We start from the raw sequence: 20,708 nt of genomic DNA, 5'->3' as shown, positions 1-20,708 counted from the left end.
TGTCCCCGTCAATTAGAAACTGTCTCTCAACCACTGACTCATGCGATGCAGTTTTCCGCCCGTCCCGGTCATCCTGAGACCGGAAATTCCTTTCGCCGGATGGCTCTCGAAGCTCGCCATCTGCGGATAGATCAGCAGCCCGACCGCCGTCGAGAAAGCCGGCCCCTTGGCAGCTTCCGGCAGGCCCGCCACGCCGAGCGGGCGTCCGATGCGCACATTGCGTCCCAGAATGCGGCGCGCCGCCTCGGGGAGACCCGCAAGCTGGCTGGCGCCGCCGGTCAGCACGACGCGTTTTCCCACGGCATTGCCGTAGCCCGACTTGTTCAGCCGGTCGCGCAACAGTTCCAGCGTCTCGTCGATGCGGGCGCGGATGACGCGCGTCATCACCGAGCGCGGGATCTGCAGCGGCATCTCGCCGTCTTCGCCGATCGGCTGGATCGAGACCAGGTCGCGATCGTCGGCACTGCCAGGCAGCGCCGAACCATGCATCACCTTCAGCCGCTCCGCGGCGTCGAGCGAGGTCGACAGGCCCTTGGCCATATCGAGCGTCACATGATTGCCGCCGATGGCAATGGCATCGGCGTGGACGAATTTGCCTTCCGAAAACACCGAGATGGTCGTCGTGCCGCCGCCCATGTCGATGCAGGCCGCACCCATTTCCAGTTCGTCGTCGACCAGGGCCGCAAGCCCGCTGGCATAGGGCGTCGCCACCATGCGCTCGACCGAAAGATGCGAGCGGTTGATGCAGAGCTCCAGATTGCGCAGCGGCGCGGCATCGCCCGTCAGCACATGCATGTCGACGCCGAGTTGGTCGCCGACCATGCCGCGCGGATCGCGCACGCCGCGCTCGGCGTCCAGCGAAAAGCCGACGGGCAGCGAATGGATCACGTCGCGTTCGGCCTTGAGCGCCTGCTTGGCGCCGGCGGCAAGCACGCGCTTGATGTCGGCTTCGTCGGCCTGATGGCCACCGAGATTGATGGTGGCCGAATATGTTTCGCTCTTCAGCCGGCCGGCCGTCATGTTGACGATCAGCGAATCCACGGTCAGTCCCGCCATGCGTTCGGCTGCGTCGACGGACAGGCGAATGGCGTGCTCCGCGCGGTCGAGATCGACGACCACGCCCGACTTCACGCCTTGCGATTTCTGGTGGCCGATGCCGATCACCTGGATGCGGTGCGAGCGGCCGCGCAACAGCTTGCCGTCCTCGCGCGGCTTCAGTTTCGCCACCACGCAGCAAACCTTGCTCGAGCCGACATCCAGCACGGTGAGCGTGCCGGAACGCCGCGAAGAGGCATCGCTCTTGCCGCCAAGCCAGCTCATATCTTCGTCCCCGACTTGCGCTTCAGATTTTGCGGCTTTTCATTGAGCGCGGCCTGGCGCTGCGTCGCCGCTTCCGGCGTCAGCTGCACCACAAGGCGATCGGAGATGCGCATGTCGACGGCGGCGATGTCCCGCGTCAGAAGCCCGTTGTCGTGGTCCATCCGAACCAGATCGGCGATCGCCTGATCCTCGCCATCCTCGGGCAGCTTGATCGTGATGCCGTTTTCCAGCTTAAGGTCCCAGCGCCGTTCGCCGATGCGGATATAGCCTTTGACCCGAGCCGCGAGCTCGGGAAATTTGTTGATCTTGGCCACGAAGTCGGGGGCCTTGGCCGGCGCGCCGGTGCCGATGGTCAGCGGCAGCAGCGCCTGCTTGCCGCCGGAGAACGGCGCGATCACCGCGCCGGAGCGTTCGATGACCGAAAGCTCCGCGCCCTGCTGCCAGAGCGCGAAGGGCTCGCGCTCCTCGACACGCACTTCCAGCGTATGTGGATAGACCTTGCGCACCGCCGCCACTTCGACCCAGGGCAAGGTATCAATACGTTCACGCGCGGCCTCGGCATCGAAGCCGATCAGTGACGTCCAGCCGTCGAGCTCGAGCCGGTCCAGTATGTCGATCTCCGAAGTCTGGCGGTTGCCGACCACCTTGATCTGGTCGACGGCAAAGCCGGTCCGGGCGGTGATGCTCTGGACGATGTCGTCGGCATGACCGCCGAGAATGGCGCCATAGAGGCTGCTTGATGCAATGAGCGAAGCCGACAGGATGGCCGCGGAAAAGCGCGGCGCGACGAAGTCGCCGCCGCCCAGGCGCGCCAGCACGCGCACCGGCCGGCGCAGCACGCGCGGCAGCACGAAATGGTCGAACGACAACGGCATGCCGAACAGCGCCGGCCCGGCGCCGCCCCTGCCCTTGTCCTGTCCCCATTTCAACGCAGACACGAAGCGTCCTCCACAATCCAACTCAACAATTCGCCAAACGAGTGCCCGGCCTGGGCGGCGATTTCAGGCACCAAAGACGTCGGCGTCATGCCCGGCTGAGTGTTGATCTCGAGCCAGACAATCTCGCCGTTTTCGGAGTGACGGTCGTCATAGCGGAAGTCCGATCGGGAAACGCCCCGGCAGCCGATAGCCAGATGTGCCTTGAGCGCCAGTGTCTGTATTTTTTGGTAAATATTTGATGAAATTTTAGCAGGGATTTCGTGTTTTGATCCGCCGGCGACGTATTTTGAATCATAGTCGTAGAAGGAATGGCCGGTCGGAATGATCTCGCAGACGCCGAGCGCCACGTCGCCCATGACGGCGCAGGTCAGCTCGCGCCCATGGATGTAGCGCTCGACCATGACGGTCTCGCCATATTTCCATTCGGACGAGCCGATGACCTGCGGCGGATGCGACTGCCCTTCATGCACGATGACGACGCCGAAGCTTGAGCCTTCATTGACCGGCTTGACCACGTAGGGCGGCTTCATCGGATGCTTGTTCTGGATGGCAAAGCGGCTGGCAACCTTCGATTCCGCCACCGCGATGCCGGCAGCCTTGGCGACCTTCTTGGCTTGCTCCTTGTTCATGGCGAGCGCCGAGGCGAGCACGCCCGAATGGGTGTAGGGAATGGCCAGATATTCGAGGATGCCCTGGATGGTGCCGTCTTCACCGAACGGGCCGTGCAGTGCGTTGAAGACGACATCGGGCTTGAGTTCGGTGAGCACGGCGCCGACATCGCGCGCAACATCGACGCGGGTAACCTGGTAGCCTTCATTCTCAAGCGCATCCGCACACGCCTTTCCCGAAGACAGAGACACGGGCCGCTCGGACGAGAATCCGCCCAGGAGGACAGCCACATGCTTGTTCTTCATATCCCGTCATCCCTCTCACGGCGGGCCCGCAACCACGCATTCAGCGACCAGATTGAGTCCGAGTCTCCCGGCAGGTTGCCCCCCCAGACGGAAAACGCGGTCGACGCGTCGAACGACTCAAATCAGGAAACGCTTTAAGGCAGAGAATCAGAGAGTTGATTCGCTGGCAAGTGCTTATGATTCCGACAGATTCACTTTCCGCGAAAACGGCCGGAAAAAGCGTGTTGTGAGTCTTTGGAGCAACGGTGGCGCTGTTGTTTCAGACCGTTTGAAGTTCAAGCATCACATGAAGTTCAGCTTGCGCTAAAGAAGCTGTCCGAGGAATTCCTGCACGGCATGGCCGGGGCGGAAATTGCCGAGGCGCTTGATTTCCCACTGCAGGCGGATGCCCGATTTTTCAAGCACGCGAGCGCGCACCGTCTCGCCGAGATATTCGAGGTCGTATCCGGTCGCTGTTCCGGTGTTGATCATGAAGTTGCAGTGCATCGGCGACATCTGCGCGCCGCCGATCATCAAACCGCGGCAGCCCGCCTTGTCGATTTCCTTCCAGGCCGAGGTGCCTTCCGGATTCTTGAAGGTCGAGCCGCCGGTCTTCTCGCGGATCGGCTGCACCGTCTCGCGATGCGTCTGGACGGCGTCCATGGCCGCCTTGATCGCCTCTGGGTCTTCCAGAACACCTTCGAAAACGGCGGAGGTGAAGATCAGCCCGGCAGGTGCGGCCGAGTGACGATAGGCATAGCCCATGTCTTCATTGCTGAGGGTGTGGAGATTGCCCTTGCGGTCGAGCGCCCGAACCTCGACGACACGTTCCCGCGTCTCGACGCCATTGGCGCCGGCATTCATCCTCAGCGCCCCGCCGATGGCGCCGGGAATGCCGTGATAGAAATGAAAGCCGCCAATGCCGGCCTCATAAGCGACGGCCGCGACGCGCTTGTCGGGCGTCGCAGCACCGGCCTTGATGACGGTCGGCGAAACCACCTCGGCCTCGCCAAAGCCCTTGGCCGAAAGCCGGATGACGAAACCTGGAATGCCGCCGTCGCGCACCAGGAGGTTGGAGCCGACACCGACGATGGTGAGCGGGATGTCCTCCGGCACGGCGCGCAGGAAGGCAGCCAGATCCTCCTCGTCGGCCGGCTGGAACAGGGCGTCCGCCAGACCGCCGGCGCGGAACCAGGTGATCTTGTCCATCTCGGCATTGGGCGTGATGCGGCCGCGCAGGCCGGCAAGCCGGTCGCCAAGTTTGTCGAGCAGGTCCTGGCCGCGCATCATGAGACGGTACCGCCGAGTTCCCCAGGCAGCGCATAGGCCCATTGGGTGATGTTGCCGGCGCCCAGGAAGATGACGAAGTCGCCCGGTTTCGCCAACGCGCGGATGACGGGCGAAATCGCGGCAGGGGTTTCGACGTAGCGCGCATCGCGATGGCCCCCGGAGCGGATGCGCGACACCAGCGCCTCCGAGGTCACGCCGTCGATCGGCTCCTCGCCCGCCGCATAGACCGGCGCCACCATCACCGTGTCGGCATCGTTGAAACAGACCGAAAATTCGTCGAACAGATCGTGCAGCCGGGTGAAGCGGTGCGGCTGCGCAATGGCGATGACGCGGCCCTTGGTGGCGCTGCGCGCCGCTTTCAACACCGCCGTGATCTCGACCGGGTGGTGGCCGTAATCGTCGAAGATGTCGACGCCGTTCCACGAGCCGGTGTGGGTGAAGCGCCGCTTGACGCCGGCAAAGGACGACAGCCCTTTCTTGATCGCTTCGGCCGACAGGCCGAGTTCATGCGCGACCGCAATTGCGGCGGTGGCGTTGGAGACGTTGTGGCGGCCGGGCATCGGCAGCCGCAGATCCGATATCGTCGTCTGGCCGCCGGTCTTGCGGTCGCGGATCACCACGTCGAATGCCGAGACGGCACCGGCCATCCGGTGGTTGGTGAAACGCACATCGGCCTGCGCGTTCTCGCCATAGGTGATGACGCGGCGGTCCTCGATGCGGCTGACCAGCGCCTGTACTTCCGGATGGTCGGTGCACATCACGCCAAAACCGTAGAACGGCACGTTCTCGACGAATTGCCGGAACGCCTCGCGCACCTTGTCGAAACTGCCATAATGGTCCAGATGCTCGGGATCGATGTTTGTGACGACGGCGATCTCGGCCGGCAGCTTGAGGAAGGTGCCGTCGCTTTCGTCGGCTTCGACCACCATCCACTCGCCATCGCCCATACGGGCATTGGTGCCATAGGCATTGATGATGCCGCCATTGATCACCGTCGGGTCGAGCCCGCCGGCATCGAGCAGCGTCGCCACCATCGACGTGGTTGTGGTCTTGCCATGCGTGCCACCGATCGCGACCGCCTGGCGGAAGCGCATCAGTTCGGCCAGCATCTCGGCCCGGCGCACGATCGGCAGCAGTTTTTCGCGCGCGGCCTTCAGCTCGGGATTGGATTTCTTGATCGCGGTGGAGACGACCACCACTTCGGCCGCGCCGATATTCTCGGCCTTGTGGCCGACAAAGCATTCGATGCCCTTGTCGCGCAGCCGCTGGACATTGGCGCTGTCGGCCTGGTCCGAACCCTGCACCTTGTAGCCGAGATTGTGCAGAACCTCGGCGATGCCGCTCATGCCGATGCCGCCAATGCCGATGAAATGCACAAGGCCGATGGTCTGCGGCATCTTCATCAATGCGTCCCTTTCCTGAAATCCGAAACGGTTTTTCTGGACGCAATAGCCTCTGTGAGATCAGCGAGCAACCGTGCCGCGTTCGGCCGGCCAGCCGACTTCGCTCCGGCAGCCATGGCCGTCAGCCGCTCGGGATCGTCCATCAGCCCGCCAATGAGAGCCGCGATGCGCTCCGGCGACAGTGACGATTGCGGATGCACCTCGCCGCCGCCCGCCGCGGCAAGGGCGGCTGCGTTCGCCGCCTGATCGTGATCCAGCGCATAGGGATAAGGCACCAGCAGCGCCGGCCGGCCGATGACGGCGATCTCCGAAACCGTCGAGGCGCCGGAGCGCGAGATCACCAGATGCGCCGCGCCCATGCGCTGTGCCATGTCGGTGAAGAAGGGCGAGACCTCGACATGGACGCCGAGTGCCGCATAGCCGGCCTTCACCCGCGCCACGTCGTCGGCGCGGGCCTGCTGGGTGATCACCAGCCGCTTGCGCTGCGCCTCCGGCAGAAGTGCGATCGCCGTCGGCATGGCGTCGGAAAAGAACTGCGCGCCCTGGCTGCCGCCGAACACCAGGAGCCTGAACGGATCCGCCCCTTTGGATGCGGTGTAGGGCGTCTTGGCCGCCTCCAGGATTGGCGGCCTGACCGGATTGCCTGTCGTCACCGTCTTGGCGCCTGTGGCACTTTCATCTTGCGGCAGGAAGCCGCCGGCAATCGCATCGACACGCCCGGACAGCGCCCGGTTGGCGCGGCCCATCACTGCGTTCTGCTCATGGATCAGCGTCGGCAGCTTGCGCCGCGTCGCGGCATAGAGCGGTGGCAAGGTCGGATAACCGCCAAAGCCGACGACCGCATCAGGCTTGATCCTGGCGATGACGGCAGAGGCCTGGCGCACGCCGCGCCAGATCTTCCAGAACGCTCCGAGCAGAGCGGCGGGGTTTTTCGAGCCCATCGTCGCCGACTGGATCGGATGGATGGCGGCGGCCGGGAAATGGCCGGCAAAGCGCTCGGCGCGGTCGTCCGTCGCCAGATGCACGCCCCAGCCGCGCTCGATCAGCTCATGCGCCAGCGCCTCGGCCGGAAACAGATGTCCGCCGGTTCCGCCAGCCGCGAGAAGGATGACACCCCGCGCCATATCACTCCGCCGGCAGGGCGCGCTGCGACAGGGCAAAGCCCATCTGCTTGCGCTTTTCCGGTCGCTTGCGCGTCAGCGCCAGCACCATGCCCATCGAGATGGCAATGGCGATCTGCGAGGAGCCGCCATAGGAGATGAAAGGCAGCGTCATGCCCTTGGCCGGCATCAGTTGCAGGTTGACGCACATGTTGATGACCGACTGCAGGCCGAAGACGGTGACGAGACCGCCGACGGCGTAGCGGGTGAAATCATCATGTTCCTTCAATGCCGTGCTCAAGCCGCGCAGCACGATGAAGGCGAAGATCGACATGATGAAGAAGCACATGATCAGCCCGAACTCTTCGCCGGCGACCGAAAACACGAAATCGGCATGCGCGTCGGGAATGACCCGCTTGACCGTGCCCTCGCCCGGGCCGACGCCGAACCAGTGGCCGTTGATCAGCGCCTCGCGGCCCATGTCGACCTGGAACGTGTCGCCTTCGCCGGTCAGGAATTTGTCGATGCGGGCGGCGACGTGCGGGAACACCGTATAGGCGGCAAACAGGCCGCCGGCGCCGGTGGCGCCAAGCGCGATGATCCATAGCCATGGCAGGCCGGCCATGAAGAACATGACGCCCCAGGTGCCGGTCACCAGCATGGTCTGGCCGAGATCGGGCTGCGCCACCAGAAGCGAGATGACCAGGATCAGCAGCAGCATGGCAAACAAATTGCCGGGGATGTCGGGCTGGCGCTTGTGTTCGGCGAACAGCCAGGCGCAGACGATGACGAAGGCGGGCTTCAGAAATTCCGACGGCTGGATCGACATGCCGACAAACGACACCCAGCGCCGCGCGCCCTTCACCTCGACGCCGATGTAGAGCACGGCCACCATCAGCACCAGCATGATACCCAGGATGATCAGCGCCATGCGCCGGATCTGCCGCGATTCCAGGAAGGACACTGCCAGCATCACGCCGAGCGCCGGCACGGTGAAGATGATCTGCCTGGTGGCAAAGTGGAAACTGTCGAGGCCGATGCGTTCGGCCACCGCCGGGCTTGCCGCAAAGGACAAGACGATGCCAAGCCCCATCAGCGACAGGAACGCCGCCAGGAACCAGCGATCGATCGTCCACCACCAGGTTGCGACCGGGCTTTTGTCGAGACGGCTTTGCATTATCGTGCCCCTCCGATGGGTTTCACGCCCTCGATAGCATTCGCAGCTTGCCTGAAGGCTTCGCCGCGAACTTCGAAATTCTTGAACTGGTCGAAACTGGCGCAGGCCGGCGACAGCAGCACCACCGCCTCGCCGCTGTCATCCTTGGCCGCGTCTTTCGCGGCATGGTCGACCGCGGCGGCCAGGGTGCCCGAGATTTCATAGGGCACGGCTTCGCCGAGCGTCGCCGAGAACGCGGGCGCCGCCTCGCCGATCAGATAGGCCTTGGCGATGCGCGGGAAGAAACCGCGCAGCGGCTCGATCCCGCCTTCCTTGGGCAGTCCGCCGGCGATCCAGTAAATGCGCGAAAAACTCGACAGCGCCGGTGCCGCCGCATCGGCATTGGTCGCCTTGGAATCGTTGACGAACAGCACGTGGTCCTTCCGCCCGACCTGCTCCATGCGATGCGCCAGGCCTGGAAAGCTCTCCAGTCCCGCCTGGATCTCGCCCAGGCTCAAGCCGACCCTGAGGCAGGCGGCAACAGCGGCAAGCGCGTTCTGCGCATTGTGCTGGCCGCGCAACGAACCGATGCCTTCGAGGAAGGCGACGCGGCTGTAGCGGCCATGGACGGCTTCCATCAGATCGGAACCGTCTGCGAAATAACCGTCGGTCAGCGGCAGCCGCTTGGAGATGCGGATCACCTCCCGGCCCGCCCTCTCCAGCCGGTCAGCGATCTGCGCGCACCAGGAATCGTCAACGCCGACGATCGCCGTCTCGCTGCCGGCAACCAGCCGCTCCTTGATCGAAGCGTAATGCTGCATGGTGCCGTGGCGGTCGAGATGGTCGGGCGTCAGGTTGAGCAGGATGCCGGCCGTCGGGTTGATCGAGGGCGCGAGATCGATCTGGTAGGACGAACACTCGACGACATAGTCCCGGTCAGCCTGCGGTGGATCGAGCGTCATGATGGCCCGGCCGATATTGCCGCCCATCTGCGTGTCGCGCCCTGCCGATTTGAGGATATGCGCGGTCAGCGCCGTGGTCGTCGACTTGCCGTTGGTGCCGGTGATAGCGATGAACGGCGCATCAGGCGCGCGCGCAATCCGCTCGCGGCAGAACAATTCGATATCGCCGATCACCTCGACGCCGGAGCCACGCGCCAACTCCACCGTCCAGTGCGGCTTGGGATGCGTCAGCGGCACGCCGGGTGAGAGCACGAAGGCCGAGAATTTCGACCAGTCGGCGCCGCGCAGGTCGGCGGTCGCAATGCCTTGGTCAGCAGCCTTGGCGACGCTATCGGGATTGTCGTCCCAGGCGAGCACGTCGGCGCCGCCCTCGATCAGCGCGCGCGCCGTGGCGATCCCCGAGCCACCGAGCCCGAAGAGCGAAACGCGTTTGCCCGAAAAGGATGCGGCGGGGATCAAGCGGGTTCCTATCTCAGCTTGAGGGTCGACAGGCCGACCAGCGCCAGGATGACGGCGATGATCCAGAAGCGGATCACCACCTGGCTTTCGGTCCAGCCGAGCTTTTCGAAATGATGATGGATAGGCGCCATCAGGAAGACGCGCTTGCCGGTCATCTTGAAGTAGCCGACCTGGATGATGACCGACAGGATTTCCACGACGAACAATCCGCCGACGATGACCAGCACGATTTCGTGCTTGGTGGCGACCGCGACCGTACCGATCAGGCCACCCATGGCCAGCGAACCGGTGTCGCCCATGAAGATCGCTGCCGGTGGCGCGTTGAACCAGAGGAAGCCGAGGCCGGCGCCGATGACGGCGCCAAGCACGACAGCCAGCTCGCCGGTGCCGGGCACGAAATGAATCTGCAGATATTCGGCGAACACCGCATTGCCGGAGAGGTAGGCAATAACGCCGAAGGATGCCGCCGCGATCATGATCGGCACGATCGCCAGCCCGTCGAGGCCATCGGTCAAATTCACCGCATTGCCGGCGCCGACAATGACGAAGCAGGAGAACGGCACGAAGAACCAGCCGAGATTGATGATGAATTCCTTGGCGAAGGGGAAAGTCAGCGACGATGAGAACGGCGCCTGGCCATTATGCATGATCGCCCAGGCGGCGATGCCGGCGATGACGAATTCCAACGCCAGCCGCGCCTTGCCGGAAAAGCCGAGATGCGACTGCTTGGTTACCTTGAGATAGTCGTCGTAAAAGCCGATCGAACCGAAGCCCAGCGTCACCAAGAGCACCACCCAGACATAGATCGAGGAGAGGTTCGCCCATAGAAGCGACGAGCCGACGATGCCGCACAGGATCATCAGCCCGCCCATGGTCGGCGTGCCGGCCTTCTTGAAATGCGTCTGCGGGCCATCGGCGCGGATCGGCTGGCCCTTGCCTTGCCGCAGCCTAAGCGAATTGATGATGGTCGGCCCGAAGATGAAGACGATCAGCGCCGAGGTGATCAGCGCACCGCCGGTGCGGAAAGTTATGTAGCGGAAGACATTGAAGACCGAGACCTTGTCCGCAAAATCGACGAGCAATGTAAACATACGATTCCGTTCCCCGGACTAGTTCTGTTTCGTGCCTGCGGCTTCCGCCGGATATTTGCCGAGCAAGGCCTCGACCAGCTTTGAAAAGCCGATGCCTTTCGACGATTTGATCATCACCACGTCGCCGGCCTTCAGCGTCGACAACAGCAGCGGCTTCAATTCCTCGGCGCCGGCGCGGTATTCCGTTTTGATCTCGTCGGGCAGGATGTCTGCCAGCGCCCGCATTTCCGGGCCGCCGAGAAAGACCGTGTTTGTGCCGGTGCCGACGATCAACTCGGCAAGGGCTGCATGGAGCTTGGCCGAATGGTCGCCGAGCTCGAGCATGTCGCCGAGCACGGCGATGCGCCGGCCCTCGCCCGTGACAGGCGTCGCGTTGAGCAGCGCCATGGCAGCAGCCATCGAGGCCGGATTGGCGTTGTAGCTCTCGTCAATCAGTGTGATCGGTCCCTTGGGGTGGCGAAGCATATGGCGCTTCCCACGACCACGCTCGGCCGACAGATCGGCCAGTGCCAAGGCCACCTTGCCGATGTCGGCTTCAACCAAATGCGCGGCGCCGAGCACCGCCAGGACGTTCTGTACCATGTGGCGGCCGGGCGCGCCGATGCGCGCCGTCACATCCTGCCCGCCGATCCTGGCGGTGATGTCGGAATGATCGGCATGCAGCTCGCATTTGGTCAGCTTGTAGGTCGACCGTGCATTCTCGCCGAAGCCAAAGACATGTTCGACGCCGGCGGCTCGCGCCATCTTGTCGAGCAGCTTCCAGCGCGCATCGTCGCGGTTGAGCAAGGCCGCACCGCCGGGCTCGATGCCTTCGAAAATCTCGGCCTTGGCCTTGGCGATCTCGTCGAGATTTCTGAAGAAGCCGAGATGCGCGGCGGCAATCATCGTGACGATGGCGACCTGCGGGCGGACCATCTTGACCAGTGGCCGGATTTCGCCGGGATGGTTCATGCCGATCTCGAACACGGCGTAATCGCAATCGTCGGGCATGCGCGCCAGTGTCAGCGGCACGCCCCAATGGTTGTTGAACGACTGCGCCGACGCGTGCACCTTGCCAACGGCCGACAGCACATGACGCAGCGCTTCCTTGGTGGTGGTCTTGCCCGCCGATCCGGTGATAGCGATGATTTTCGCCTTCGAACGCGCGCGCGCGGCGACACCGAGTTTTTCCAGCGCCGCCAGCACGTCCTGCACCACGATCATCGGCGCCGTCAGCCGCCCGAGCGACGGCAACTTGCCCTCAGCAACGACCAGCACGCCGGCGCCGGCCTTGATCGCCGCGGTCGCGAAGTCATGGCCGTCCATCGCCTCGCCCTTGATGGCGAAGAAGGCGTCGCCCGGCTGCAGGCTGCGGCTGTCGATCGAGATCCCCGAAATTCCCTCCGGCATCGGCCCGAGCGGCCGACCGCCCATGGCGTCGACCAGCGCCTCGGAAGTCCAGAGCACGCTCATGCGGCCCGCTCCCGCAGCGCCGAGCGGACTTCCTCGTGGTCGGAGAAGGGAAACGTCTCGGCGCCGATGGTCTGGCCCTCTTCATGGCCCTTCCCGGCAACGATCAGCGTATCGCCCGCTTTGAGCATGGCGACCGCTTCGTGGATCGCCTTGCGGCGGTCGCCGATTTCAATCGCGCGGGGCGCGGCTGCCAGGATCGCGGCACGGATCGTTTCCGGCACTTCCGAGCGCGGATTGTCGTCGGTGACGATGACGACGTCGGCCAGCCGCGTGGCGATTCCGCCCATGATCGGCCGCTTGCCCCGGTCGCGGTCGCCGCCGCAGCCGAACACGACGATGACGCGGCCGGTGGTGAACGGGCGCACCGCGGCCAGCACATTTTCCAGCGCATCCGGCTTGTGGGCATAGTCGACATAGACGGGCGCGCCATTGGCGGTGGCGCCGACAAGGTCGAGCCGTCCCGGTGCCCCCTGAAGTTTCTCCAACGCCATCAAAGCTTTGGCGACCGGCGTTCCGGTGGAAATGGCCAGCCCGGCCGAAACCAGGGCATTGGCGATCTGGAAGTCGCCGGCGAGCGGCAGGTCGATCTCGTAGAGCACGCCGTCAGCTTCGACCTCGGCGCGCTGGCGGTGGCGCTCGTGCTCGACCCGCTTCAGGCGCAGGAAATCGCCATGGCGGCCGACAGTCAGCACATTGAGCCCCGCGGCCTGCGCAGCCTGGATGGTCGGCGCCGACCACGGATCGTCGGCAAAGATGACCGCCGGCGCGCCTTTCGGCAGCAGCGTGTCGAACAGGCGCAATTTGGCGCGATGGTAGTCCTCGACCGTCGGATGATAGTCCATATGGTCGCGGCCGAGATTGGTGAAACCGCCAGCGGCGAGCTTGACGCCATCGAGACGGCGCTGGTCGAGACCATGGCTGGAAGCCTCCATCGAGGCGTGTGTGACGCCGGCCTCCGCCAATTCCTTGAGCAACTGGTGCAAAGCCACTGGATCGGGTGTGGTCAACGAACCGTAATCGTTGCGGCCCGGCGCCACCACGCCGGTGGTGCCAATGGACGCGGCGGCAAAGCCGGCCTGCTCCCAGATCTGCCTGGTGAAGGCGGCGACCGAGGTCTTGCCTGCGGTGCCGGTAACCGCGACCATGGTCTCCGGCTGGCTGCCGAAGAAACGTGCCGCGCTCAGCGCCAGCGCCAGGCGTGGGTCGTCGACGCTGAGCACCGGGACGGACAGGCCGGAAACGGCGCTGGCCTTGCCCACGACAACCGCCGCTGCGCCGCGCTTTGCCGCATCGGCGGCATAGGCCGAACCATCCGCCTTGCTGCCGGCGAGCGCGAAAAAGACCACGCCGGTCTTGACCGTGCGGGAATCCGACGAAATCCCGGTTACCTCCACATCGCGGGAAGATGTTCCCTCGACAGGCAGGATACCGGCTAAATCTCTCAGGTGCATCGAACCCCGTTTATCTCAACAAAATGGCGCGCAGTTGCCGGCGCGCCCTAAGAATCACTGATAGGAAACCAGCGTTGCGCCATTTTCATGGCTGAAATCTGGCTTCACGCCAAGCATGGCGGCTGCCCGCCTGATGATGTTTCCGGCCATGACACCCGCATTGTTGGCGGCGACGTCGGTCATTCCGGGCTTTTCCGGGTGCGGAGCGTCGGCGATCGTAAACACCAGATACTGCGGATCGTCCATCGGGAAGGCGGCGACGAAGGTGTTGAAATTCAGTTCCTTCGAGTAGCGGCCATTGATCACCTTCTCGGCGGTTCCGGTCTTGCCGCCAACGCGGTAGCCGGGGGCCCTGGCGTTTCTGGCCGAGCCCTTCTCGGCATTGAGCGTATAGAGGTAGCGCATGCCCTCCACAGTCCTTTCGCTGACCACTCTCTTGGCCACCGCCATGGCATCCTGCTCGCTGCGGACCAGGAAAGTCGGCGGGATCAAATAGCCCTGCATCAGCGCCGCGCAGCCGACGGCCGCCTGCAGCGGCGTCGTCGACACGCCATGGCCGAAGGCGATGGTGAAGGAGTTGACCTGTTTCCAGACCTTCGGTTCGGTCGGGCGCGCGACCTCAGGCAGTTCGGTCTGCATCCTGTCCAGAAGGCCAAGGCGATGCAGGAATTCGCGGTGCCCCTCGATGCCGACCATTTCGGCCTCACGCGCCGATCCGATATTGGAGGAGTAAAGGAACACCTCCGGCAATGACAGCACGCGGTTCTTGCCGTGGAAATCGTGAATGGCCTGATGGCCGACCCGGATCGGATGCGAGGCGTCGAAACGGCTGTTCATGTTCGCCTTGCCGGAATCGAGCGCCATGGCCGAGGTAAAGCTCTTGAAGGTCGAGCCCATCTCGTAGAGGCCGGCCGACATGCGGTTCAGGCGGTCCTTGTCCTGCGCATTGAAGGGATTGTTCGGATCGAAATCCGGCACCGAGGCCATCGCCACCACTTCGCCGGTCTTGATGTTGAGCACGACGGCGCCTGCGCCCATGGCGCGATAGCGCTCGAGGCCGGCGGCAATCTCGTCGCGCACCACATGCTGGACGCGCAGGTCGATCGACAGCTGAACCGGCTTCAGATCCTTGGCGATCGCCAAGCCTGAGGCCTGCAGGTCGCTCAGGCCCTGCTCGTCAATGTACTTCTCCATGCCGGAGATGCCCTGATTGTCGATGTTGGTGAGGCCGACAATGTAGGACGAGGTCACGCCGGCAGGATAGAAGCGGCGCTTTTCGGTGCGAAAGCCGATGCCGGGAATGCCGAGCTGCATGATGTCGGCCTGCTGCTTGGGCGTCAGCTGCCGCTGCAGCCAGACGAAGCCGGCGCCGCTCTTCAGCTTGTGATAGGTCTGCTCGGGGTCGATATCTGGCAGAATGGTCGACAGCTTTTCGATCGCCTCGTCGGCATCGACGATGCGGCGCGGCTCGGCAAACAGCGATGCCGTCTTGATGTCGGTCGCCAGCACCTCGCCGTTGCGGTCGACGATGTCGGGACGCGACGCCGTCACCCGGCTTTGCGGCCCATTCGACATGTCGGGGGACTGAAAACCGAGATAGACCAGCCGCCCGGCGATGGTCGAATAGATGCCGAAGAACACCGCCATGGTCATCACGATGCGGGTCTTGGCCTTGCCGCCGGTCGCCTTGCGCGCGCCTTCGACCACGATGGAGCCGTCCTCGCCGGTCCGTGCGCGGCGCTTCAGCAATTTGCCGACCGACGGAAGTTTGGCGCGCATTGGAAATCCAGCGATCATTGGACGATGGCTCCGGTGACCACGGGATCCTTGTCGGTTGGTCCTTTGCCGGAATTGTCGGCCATGCCGCCAAGCCGTTGCGACGACAGGTCCTCGATGTTGAGCGGTTTTGCCGGCAGGTCGTCGAGCCCGACGATCTGCCGCGCATTGACCGGCTCGAGTGCGAGCTGCGATTTGTAGATTTCAGCCAGCTTCTGCAGGCGCGACGGCTGGGTCAGCAGGCTCCAGTCGGCCTTGAGCAGGTCGATCGTGTCCTCCTCATAGCGGATCTGCGCCTCGATCTTCTGCACCGAAGCCAGCTGTTCCTCGGCCTCGCGCTTGGCCTTGTAGGTCAGGGCCGCGGCCGAGACCATGACGGCGATCAGGACTATGTCGCTGGTTCGAAACACGTATTCACCTCTCTCGCGGCGCCTGGATGCCGGGAAGCTTTGGAAGGCCGAAAATGGTGAGATCACCGGCGCGCGCCGGCGCCTCGGTGCGGATGGCGGTACGCAGCCTGGCCGAGCGCGCCCGCGGATTGGCAGCGACCTCGGCATCGCCTGCCGTCACGCCGCCACCAGCCTTGCGGAAGGTCGCAGTGCGCGCGTGCGCCTCGGGCAAATGACGTGAGCCGGTGGCGACGTCGGCGCGGTCGGCGATGAAGCGCTTGACGATGCGGTCTTCCAGCGAATGGAACGTCACCACCGCAAGCCGCCCGCCGGGCTTCAATACCCGCTCGGATGCCATTAGGGCTTTGGCCAATTCGCCCAGCTCGTCATTGACGAAAATGCGCAGCGCCTGGAAGACGCGGGTGGCCGGATGAATCTTGTCCTTCGGCGCGCGGCCGATATGCGTTTCGATGGCGTCGGCGAGATCGAGCGTGCGCTCGAACGGACGTTTTTCGCGGCGTGACTCGATCATGCGGGCAATGCGGCCGGCATTCCGCTCTTCGCCGAGGAAGCCGAAGATGCGGGCAAGGTCGCCTATCTTGAACGAATTGACGACGTCGGCAGCACTCAAGCCCGCCTGCGCCATGCGCATGTCGAGCGGCCCGTCGGTGCGGAACGAAAAGCCGCGCTCGGGCTGGTCGACCTGCATGGAGGAAATGCCGATGTCGAGGACAACGCCGTCGGCGCTTTCGACCTGCTCGTCCAGCGTCGAAAATGGCGCCTGCACTAGCCTTAGCCTGCCGCCGGATTGCTGTTCCAGGCCGCGCCCGGCGGCAATCGCATCGGGATCGCGATCGATCGCCACCACCGAGGCGCCGCTCGCCAGGATCGCCTTGGTGTAGCCGCCGGCGCCAAACGTGCCGTCGACGATCACATCGCCGGCTTTGGGTGAGAGCGCCTCCAGCACTTCGGCGAGGAGGACCGGAATGTGGCGGACCGGTCCGCCAACGGCGCTGAGATCATCGCCGTGATCCGCCATCATTCCGGCCGCTCCCCAGCCTTGGCCTCGTGAGCCTTCGTCCCCTGCCGAAGCTGCAAAAGCCGAGCGCGCGCCTGCGCCCCATAGGCGGCAAGCCGCCCGGGTTCCCAAACTTGAAAGAAATTGCCGCGGCCGACAAAGGCCACTTCGCTCGTGATGCCCGTATGCTCGCGGATGAATTCGCTCATCGTGATGCGGCCATCCTGATCGAGCTTCAGGAACGTCCCGTCGCCATGGCAGAAGAACGACATGTCGTCCGCCGTCTGCAAAAAAGGGTCTTCCAGCGCGATGCGCTGTTCGTAGCGGTCGAGCAGATCGAGGCCGCCGACGTCCATCGCAGGCACGTCCAGTCCGCGCAGCGCGTAGAGCTCCGAATAGCCGCGTTTCTGCACGACAGTGCGGAAATGCGCCGGAACGGAGACCCGCCCCTTCGCATCGATCCTGTTCACCGCGCTTGACAGAAACCGGTCCATTACACGCTGCAGCCGCTTCCGCCGCCGCACCCCTCTCCATGTTTTCGTCCGCGCCGAAGCGCGTCCCCTGCCGAAAATCCGCTTCGATCCCAGCGGCAAAACCCCGCAAACGCACAGCCGCCGCGGCTGCCCGATTGGCGTACGCTTTACCCTGACGCGGAACGAAGGCTTTGGTATCGAAATGGGATATCATGGGGCACTATGGGCGTCAACGGGAACAGGCTTCACAAACGCGCGCGCCACAACCGGTGAGAGCAGCTCTGACAACACTCCCGTCTTTATCTCCCATTAAGCCTAACGAACCGTTTAGAGCGGGCTGGCCCAAGCGGAAGCGGCTTGCCGCGCATCACTGCCGCGAATAGCGTCGTCAGTCTTTTCGCTGAGCAACAAGGTCAGAAATCCATGTCCGAAACAGCCAGGTCCCGCGCGGCCTCCCTTGCCCATCTGCGTCGCGACGGACTTGCCAAAGGCGACCCCATCCCATTGCCGCTGACCATGGCCGCTATTTTCCACAACCCGGGCGACGGCGCCGGCTACAGTCAGTACGGCCGTTACAGCAACGCCACCTGGGATGCGGTCGAGCACATGCTGGCGCATCTCGAAGACGCGCCATGCGTCGGCTTCCCCTCGGGGATGGCGGCGATCTCGGCGGTGTTTTTCGGCCTGTTGAAATCCGGCGACCGCGTGCTTTTGCCCTCCGACGGCTATCACGCCACAAGGGCGCTGGCCGAGCGTTTCCTCAAGCCGTTCGGCGTCATTTATGATCTGCGGCCGACATCTACATTCCTCGACGGCGGCTTCGACGGCTACCGCCTTGTCTACATTGAAACCCCGTCAAATCCGCGATTGGACATTTGCGACATCACAGCCGTCGCCGAGGCGGCGCACCAAGCGGGCGCGATCGTCGTCGTCGACAACACCACGATGACGCCGTTCGGCCAGCGTCCGCTCGATCTCGGCGCCGACATTGTCGTTGCTGCCGACACCAAGGCGGCCAATGGGCATTCCGACGTGCTGTTCGGCCATGTCGCCAGCCGCAATCCAGATATCATCGCGGCCGTCACCGGCTGGCGCGAGACCGCGGGCGGCATTCCCGGCCCGTTCGAGGCTTGGCTGGTGCATCGCGGCCTGGAGACGCTGGAGGTACGCTTCGACCGCATGTGTTCTTCTGCCGAGGTGATCGCGAAGCGCCTGAAAAACCATCGCGCCGTTAGCGGCTTGCGCTACCCCGGGCTGGAGGGCGACCCGTCGCACAACCTCGCCCGGGCGCAGATGGAGCGCTTCGGCTTCCTCATGTCCTTCGAACTCCTCTCCCAGGAAAAGGCCGAGGATTTCATCAACAACTGCACGCTGATGCAGGCGGCAACGTCGTTCGGGGGTGTCCACACCTCCGCCGAGCGGCGGGCCAAGCGAGGAGATTCGGTTCCGCCCGGCTTCGTGCGCCTGTCGGTGGGCTGCGAGCCGGTGGAAGAACTCTGGCAGGCGATCGAGGCATCGCTGGACAACATCGGCATCTGAGCTGGCGGTTAGGTCACCAAGTCGTCGGCGCCAATATCGCGCCTGCCGTGCAAAACGCGGACGATCTCGATCGCGTCTTCGCCCATGCGATACAGAGTGACATATTCGCCGACGATCAGATGACGAATGCCGGGCGCGATATCATCGCGCGGCGCACCTGAGAACGGGTGCAAGGTGAGCAGTGTCCAGCGCCTCTCCAAAGCGTCCACAAGGCGCATGGCTCCCTTTGGGCTATGTTCCGCAATGTAGTCACCGATGCCTTCGACATCTGATATCGCCTGAGGAAGCAGCCGATATTTCACTCTTCCGAGCCTGGAGCTTCCGACATCCTCTGATATTTGGCTCGCAGCCGGTCCATGAAGGGCTGGCCGTCCACCGCCGGTCCGCTGTCGATCCCCTCCTGAACCAGCCTGCGCAATTCCTCGACCGTGTAGCCGAGAAGATCGCGGCGGTCTTTCCATTGCCGCAGCGCATCACGGATGACTTCGCTGGCCGAGGCATATTCGCCGGCGGCCACGACATCGTCGACCGCCGCCGCCAGTTCCGGCGAAAGCGTGATGCTGCGTTTGTCGACGTGACCCATGATGCGCTCCTGATCAAACCATGACAATCATGGTACGATTAAATCGTACCAGCTTCAAGGATGCGTTTGTCTCGACCCCAGCATGCGTACTTGATTCAATCGCTCAAGCACCTGAATCGTCAGCTGCGCCCGAAGGCGCAGACTGCTGATCCCAAAGATTAATCGCGATATGGGGAGAAATTGCCAGCTGGCCTGTAAGCCGGGTTTTGTATGGCCCTCGCCCCTTTCGGGGCGAGAACGTGGCGGCCATTCATCTTGGGCGCATGTTGCCATGCGCCTCACGCAACCTACCCGGACGGTGAGCCGGAAACAGCCCTCGAAGGTTTCCCCTCGCACCGTCCCTATTCGGTCTTGCTCCCGGTGGGGTTTACCGTGCCGCTCCTGTTGCCAGTCGCGCGGTGGGCTCTTACCCCACCCTTTCACCCTTGCCCCGATAAATCGTGGCGGTTTGCTTTCTGTGGCACTTTCCCTGGGGTCGCCCCCGCCGGCCATTAACCGGCACCGTGTCTCCATGGAGCCCGGACTTTCCTCACCCGCAGCCTTTCGGCTTTGCGGGTGCGGCCGCCCGGCCAGCTGGCAGAGCGTATAAAGGGGTTCACGTTCCAAAACGCAAATGAAAAAGCAGACTTATGCCGGCGATCCCAATGCCGCCAACTGCACCTTGACCTTGCCACAATAGGCCGCCGACACCGGGTTCATCCTCGTCGCGGCATGGCCGGCATTGTATTTCAGGATCGTGCCGCAGGTGGTGCCGCCGCCGAGATTGCGCGCCATGGCAAGGTACTTCATGCCGTATTTGATGTTGGTGTCGGGATCGAACAGACCCTTGGCGGAGCCGCTATAACCCATCATCCGCGCCGTTGCCGGCTTGATCTGCATCAGGCCGATTTCACCCGCGCCGCCGACGATGTTCGGCCGGTAGTTGCTCTCGATCTTGATGACCGCCTGGGCCAGCGACACCGGCACGCCTTCGGCCGCGGCATAGCGGGCAATGATTGCCGAATACTGGCCGCCAAGCGCGGCTGCCGCAGTCGACTCCGCAGCGGTGCTTGGGCGGATCGATGCGGTCGTCGTCAGGTCGACGCTCTTCCTGTTGCGCTTAAAATGCCTCTTGGCCGTGGCTTTTCTGGCCTTCACCACGGCTGCTTTGCGCACTTTCGCGGTGGTTGCCCTTTTTGCTTTCGGGTTTGCCTTCGTCATGGTGGCCTTGGCGGGTGCGGCGATGAAGCCCTGGTCTGCCCTCTGGCTCAGTGGTGCGGCATCGGCCGTGCTGAAGGCAAAAGTCATTACTCCGGCAGCAATAGCTGCCGTTACAACGGTCAATTTCTGCATGTGGTCCTGTTCTGTTTGGCCGCGCGAAGATCTTCACGCAGCAACGCCTAATCAATATCGGAGCATCCGGGGGGCTGGAGGTC

Annotated in this window: 19 protein-coding genes and 1 other RNA gene; 1 reads left to right on the top strand and 19 read right to left on the bottom strand. The window is 63.8% G+C overall.

Annotated features, from left to right (window positions below; all coding sequences use genetic code 11):
* Positions 1 to 12 precede the first annotated feature (12 nt).
* The 15 genes from ftsA to mraZ all read right to left on the bottom strand — a co-directional run bounded on the left by ftsA (position 13) and on the right by mraZ (position 17,192).
* Entirely contained in the window at positions 13 to 1,320 is a 1,308-nt protein-coding gene (ftsA, locus tag NL532_RS13835; protein ID WP_023668281.1) for a cell division protein FtsA, read from the bottom strand.
* Positions 1,317 to 2,258, bottom strand: a complete 942-nt coding sequence (locus NL532_RS13830; RefSeq protein ID WP_023829248.1) for a cell division protein FtsQ/DivIB — start codon at positions 2,256 to 2,258, stop codon at positions 1,317 to 1,319. The genes ftsA and NL532_RS13830 overlap by 4 nt, the downstream gene beginning before the upstream one ends.
* Positions 2,246 to 3,172: a D-alanine--D-alanine ligase gene (locus tag NL532_RS13825; protein WP_023829247.1), complete on the bottom strand. Its 927-nt coding sequence runs from the start codon at positions 3,170 to 3,172 to the stop codon at positions 2,246 to 2,248. Before NL532_RS13825 ends, NL532_RS13830 begins: the two co-directional genes overlap by 13 nt.
* Positions 3,173 to 3,475: 303 nt before the next feature.
* Positions 3,476 to 4,441: a UDP-N-acetylmuramate dehydrogenase gene (gene murB / locus NL532_RS13820; protein WP_031203214.1), complete on the bottom strand. Its 966-nt coding sequence runs from the start codon at positions 4,439 to 4,441 to the stop codon at positions 3,476 to 3,478.
* On the bottom strand, positions 4,438 to 5,844 hold the full coding sequence (murC, locus tag NL532_RS13815) for a UDP-N-acetylmuramate--L-alanine ligase (protein WP_023668277.1): 1,407 nt from the start codon (positions 5,842 to 5,844) through the stop codon (positions 4,438 to 4,440). Before murC ends, murB begins: the two co-directional genes overlap by 4 nt.
* Positions 5,844 to 6,968 (bottom strand): undecaprenyldiphospho-muramoylpentapeptide beta-N-acetylglucosaminyltransferase, encoded by a 1,125-nt coding sequence (gene murG / locus NL532_RS13810; RefSeq protein WP_023829246.1) that lies wholly within the window; start codon positions 6,966 to 6,968, stop codon positions 5,844 to 5,846. The genes murC and murG overlap by 1 nt, the downstream gene beginning before the upstream one ends.
* Position 6,969: 1 nt before the next feature.
* Positions 6,970 to 8,121 (bottom strand): putative lipid II flippase FtsW, encoded by a 1,152-nt coding sequence (gene ftsW / locus NL532_RS13805; RefSeq protein ID WP_023668275.1) that lies wholly within the window; start codon positions 8,119 to 8,121, stop codon positions 6,970 to 6,972.
* Entirely contained in the window at positions 8,121 to 9,521 is a 1,401-nt protein-coding gene (murD, locus tag NL532_RS13800) for a UDP-N-acetylmuramoyl-L-alanine--D-glutamate ligase (RefSeq protein WP_023733073.1), read from the bottom strand. Before murD ends, ftsW begins: the two co-directional genes overlap by 1 nt.
* Positions 9,522 to 9,529: 8 nt before the next feature.
* Positions 9,530 to 10,612 carry a phospho-N-acetylmuramoyl-pentapeptide-transferase gene (gene mraY, locus NL532_RS13795; protein WP_023668273.1) on the bottom strand — a complete coding sequence of 361 codons (1,083 nt, stop codon included), beginning with the start codon at positions 10,610 to 10,612 and terminating at the stop codon, positions 9,530 to 9,532.
* 18 nt (positions 10,613 to 10,630) lie between these two features.
* A complete protein-coding gene (locus tag NL532_RS13790) occupies positions 10,631 to 12,064 on the bottom strand; it encodes a UDP-N-acetylmuramoylalanyl-D-glutamyl-2,6-diaminopimelate--D-alanyl-D-alanine ligase (RefSeq protein ID WP_023829245.1) in 1,434 nt (477 codons plus the stop codon).
* Entirely contained in the window at positions 12,061 to 13,515 is a 1,455-nt protein-coding gene (locus tag NL532_RS13785) for a UDP-N-acetylmuramoyl-L-alanyl-D-glutamate--2,6-diaminopimelate ligase (protein WP_023826598.1), read from the bottom strand. The genes NL532_RS13790 and NL532_RS13785 overlap by 4 nt, the downstream gene beginning before the upstream one ends.
* 54 nt (positions 13,516 to 13,569) lie before the next feature.
* Positions 13,570 to 15,294 carry a peptidoglycan D,D-transpeptidase FtsI family protein gene (locus NL532_RS13780; protein ID WP_023829244.1) on the bottom strand — a complete coding sequence of 575 codons (1,725 nt, stop codon included), beginning with the start codon at positions 15,292 to 15,294 and terminating at the stop codon, positions 13,570 to 13,572.
* A 14-nt stretch (positions 15,295 to 15,308) separates the two neighbouring features.
* Positions 15,309 to 15,701, bottom strand: a complete 393-nt coding sequence (ftsL, locus tag NL532_RS13775; protein ID WP_023829243.1) for a cell division protein FtsL — start codon at positions 15,699 to 15,701, stop codon at positions 15,309 to 15,311.
* Positions 15,702 to 15,705: 4 nt separating this feature from the next.
* The gene (gene rsmH / locus NL532_RS13770) at positions 15,706 to 16,722 is read right to left on the bottom strand and encodes a 16S rRNA (cytosine(1402)-N(4))-methyltransferase RsmH (protein ID WP_023714771.1); all 1,017 of its coding nucleotides are present in this window, start codon (positions 16,720 to 16,722) and stop codon (positions 15,706 to 15,708) included.
* The gene (gene mraZ / locus NL532_RS13765) at positions 16,719 to 17,192 is read right to left on the bottom strand and encodes a division/cell wall cluster transcriptional repressor MraZ (protein ID WP_023804327.1); all 474 of its coding nucleotides are present in this window, start codon (positions 17,190 to 17,192) and stop codon (positions 16,719 to 16,721) included. Before mraZ ends, rsmH begins: the two co-directional genes overlap by 4 nt.
* 402 nt (positions 17,193 to 17,594) lie before the next feature.
* On the opposite strand from mraZ, the gene NL532_RS13760 reads away from it, so the two are divergent.
* On the top strand, positions 17,595 to 18,710 hold the full coding sequence (locus NL532_RS13760; protein ID WP_023829242.1) for a cystathionine gamma-lyase: 1,116 nt from the start codon (positions 17,595 to 17,597) through the stop codon (positions 18,708 to 18,710).
* 8 nt (positions 18,711 to 18,718) lie between these two features.
* Here NL532_RS13760 and NL532_RS13755 read toward each other — a convergent pair whose 3' ends face one another.
* From NL532_RS13755 to NL532_RS13740, 4 genes are all read right to left on the bottom strand, one after another.
* On the bottom strand, positions 18,719 to 19,012 hold the full coding sequence (locus NL532_RS13755) for a type II toxin-antitoxin system RelE/ParE family toxin (RefSeq protein WP_023668265.1): 294 nt from the start codon (positions 19,010 to 19,012) through the stop codon (positions 18,719 to 18,721).
* A complete protein-coding gene (locus NL532_RS13750) occupies positions 19,009 to 19,293 on the bottom strand; it encodes a type II toxin-antitoxin system ParD family antitoxin (RefSeq protein ID WP_023829241.1) in 285 nt (94 codons plus the stop codon). Before NL532_RS13750 ends, NL532_RS13755 begins: the two co-directional genes overlap by 4 nt.
* Positions 19,294 to 19,472: 179 nt before the next feature.
* An RNA gene (rnpB, locus tag NL532_RS13745) (RNase P RNA component class A) lies at positions 19,473 to 19,870 on the bottom strand.
* Between the two features lie 50 nt (positions 19,871 to 19,920).
* Positions 19,921 to 20,625, bottom strand: a complete 705-nt coding sequence (locus tag NL532_RS13740; protein WP_023682146.1) for a lytic transglycosylase domain-containing protein — start codon at positions 20,623 to 20,625, stop codon at positions 19,921 to 19,923.
* Positions 20,626 to 20,708: the final 83 nt, after the last annotated feature.

Source organism: Mesorhizobium sp. C120A (assembly GCF_030323105.1).
Taxonomy (GTDB): Bacteria; Pseudomonadota; Alphaproteobacteria; order Rhizobiales; family Rhizobiaceae; genus Mesorhizobium.
This window is presented reverse-complemented; position numbering and strand designations above follow the sequence as displayed.

What these genes read in the sequence shown, in the direction of transcription:
- ftsA (WP_023668281.1), bottom strand. Translation starts at nt 1,320, where the DNA reads ATGAGCTGGCTTGGCGGCAAGAGCGATGCCTCTTCGCGGCGTTCCGGC.
- NL532_RS13825 (WP_023829247.1), bottom strand. Translation starts at nt 3,172, where the DNA reads ATGAAGAACAAGCATGTGGCTGTCCTCCTGGGCGGATTCTCGTCCGAG.
- murB (WP_031203214.1), bottom strand. Translation starts at nt 4,441, where the DNA reads ATGATGCGCGGCCAGGACCTGCTCGACAAACTTGGCGACCGGCTTGCC.
- murC (WP_023668277.1), bottom strand. Translation starts at nt 5,844, where the DNA reads ATGAAGATGCCGCAGACCATCGGCCTTGTGCATTTCATCGGCATTGGC.
- murG (WP_023829246.1), bottom strand. Translation starts at nt 6,968, where the DNA reads ATGGCGCGGGGTGTCATCCTTCTCGCGGCTGGCGGAACCGGCGGACAT.
- ftsW (WP_023668275.1), bottom strand. Translation starts at nt 8,121, where the DNA reads ATGCAAAGCCGTCTCGACAAAAGCCCGGTCGCAACCTGGTGGTGGACG.
- mraY (WP_023668273.1), bottom strand. Translation starts at nt 10,612, where the DNA reads ATGTTTACATTGCTCGTCGATTTTGCGGACAAGGTCTCGGTCTTCAAT.
- NL532_RS13790 (WP_023829245.1), bottom strand. Translation starts at nt 12,064, where the DNA reads ATGAGCGTGCTCTGGACTTCCGAGGCGCTGGTCGACGCCATGGGCGGT.
- NL532_RS13785 (WP_023826598.1), bottom strand. Translation starts at nt 13,515, where the DNA reads ATGCACCTGAGAGATTTAGCCGGTATCCTGCCTGTCGAGGGAACATCT.
- NL532_RS13780 (WP_023829244.1), bottom strand. Translation starts at nt 15,294, where the DNA reads ATGCGCGCCAAACTTCCGTCGGTCGGCAAATTGCTGAAGCGCCGCGCA.
- rsmH (WP_023714771.1), bottom strand. Translation starts at nt 16,722, where the DNA reads ATGATGGCGGATCACGGCGATGATCTCAGCGCCGTTGGCGGACCGGTC.
- mraZ (WP_023804327.1), bottom strand. Translation starts at nt 17,192, where the DNA reads ATGGACCGGTTTCTGTCAAGCGCGGTGAACAGGATCGATGCGAAGGGG.
- NL532_RS13760 (WP_023829242.1), top strand. Translation starts at nt 17,595, where the DNA reads ATGTCCGAAACAGCCAGGTCCCGCGCGGCCTCCCTTGCCCATCTGCGT.
- NL532_RS13750 (WP_023829241.1), bottom strand. Translation starts at nt 19,293, where the DNA reads ATGGGTCACGTCGACAAACGCAGCATCACGCTTTCGCCGGAACTGGCG.
- NL532_RS13740 (WP_023682146.1), bottom strand. Translation starts at nt 20,625, where the DNA reads ATGCAGAAATTGACCGTTGTAACGGCAGCTATTGCTGCCGGAGTAATG.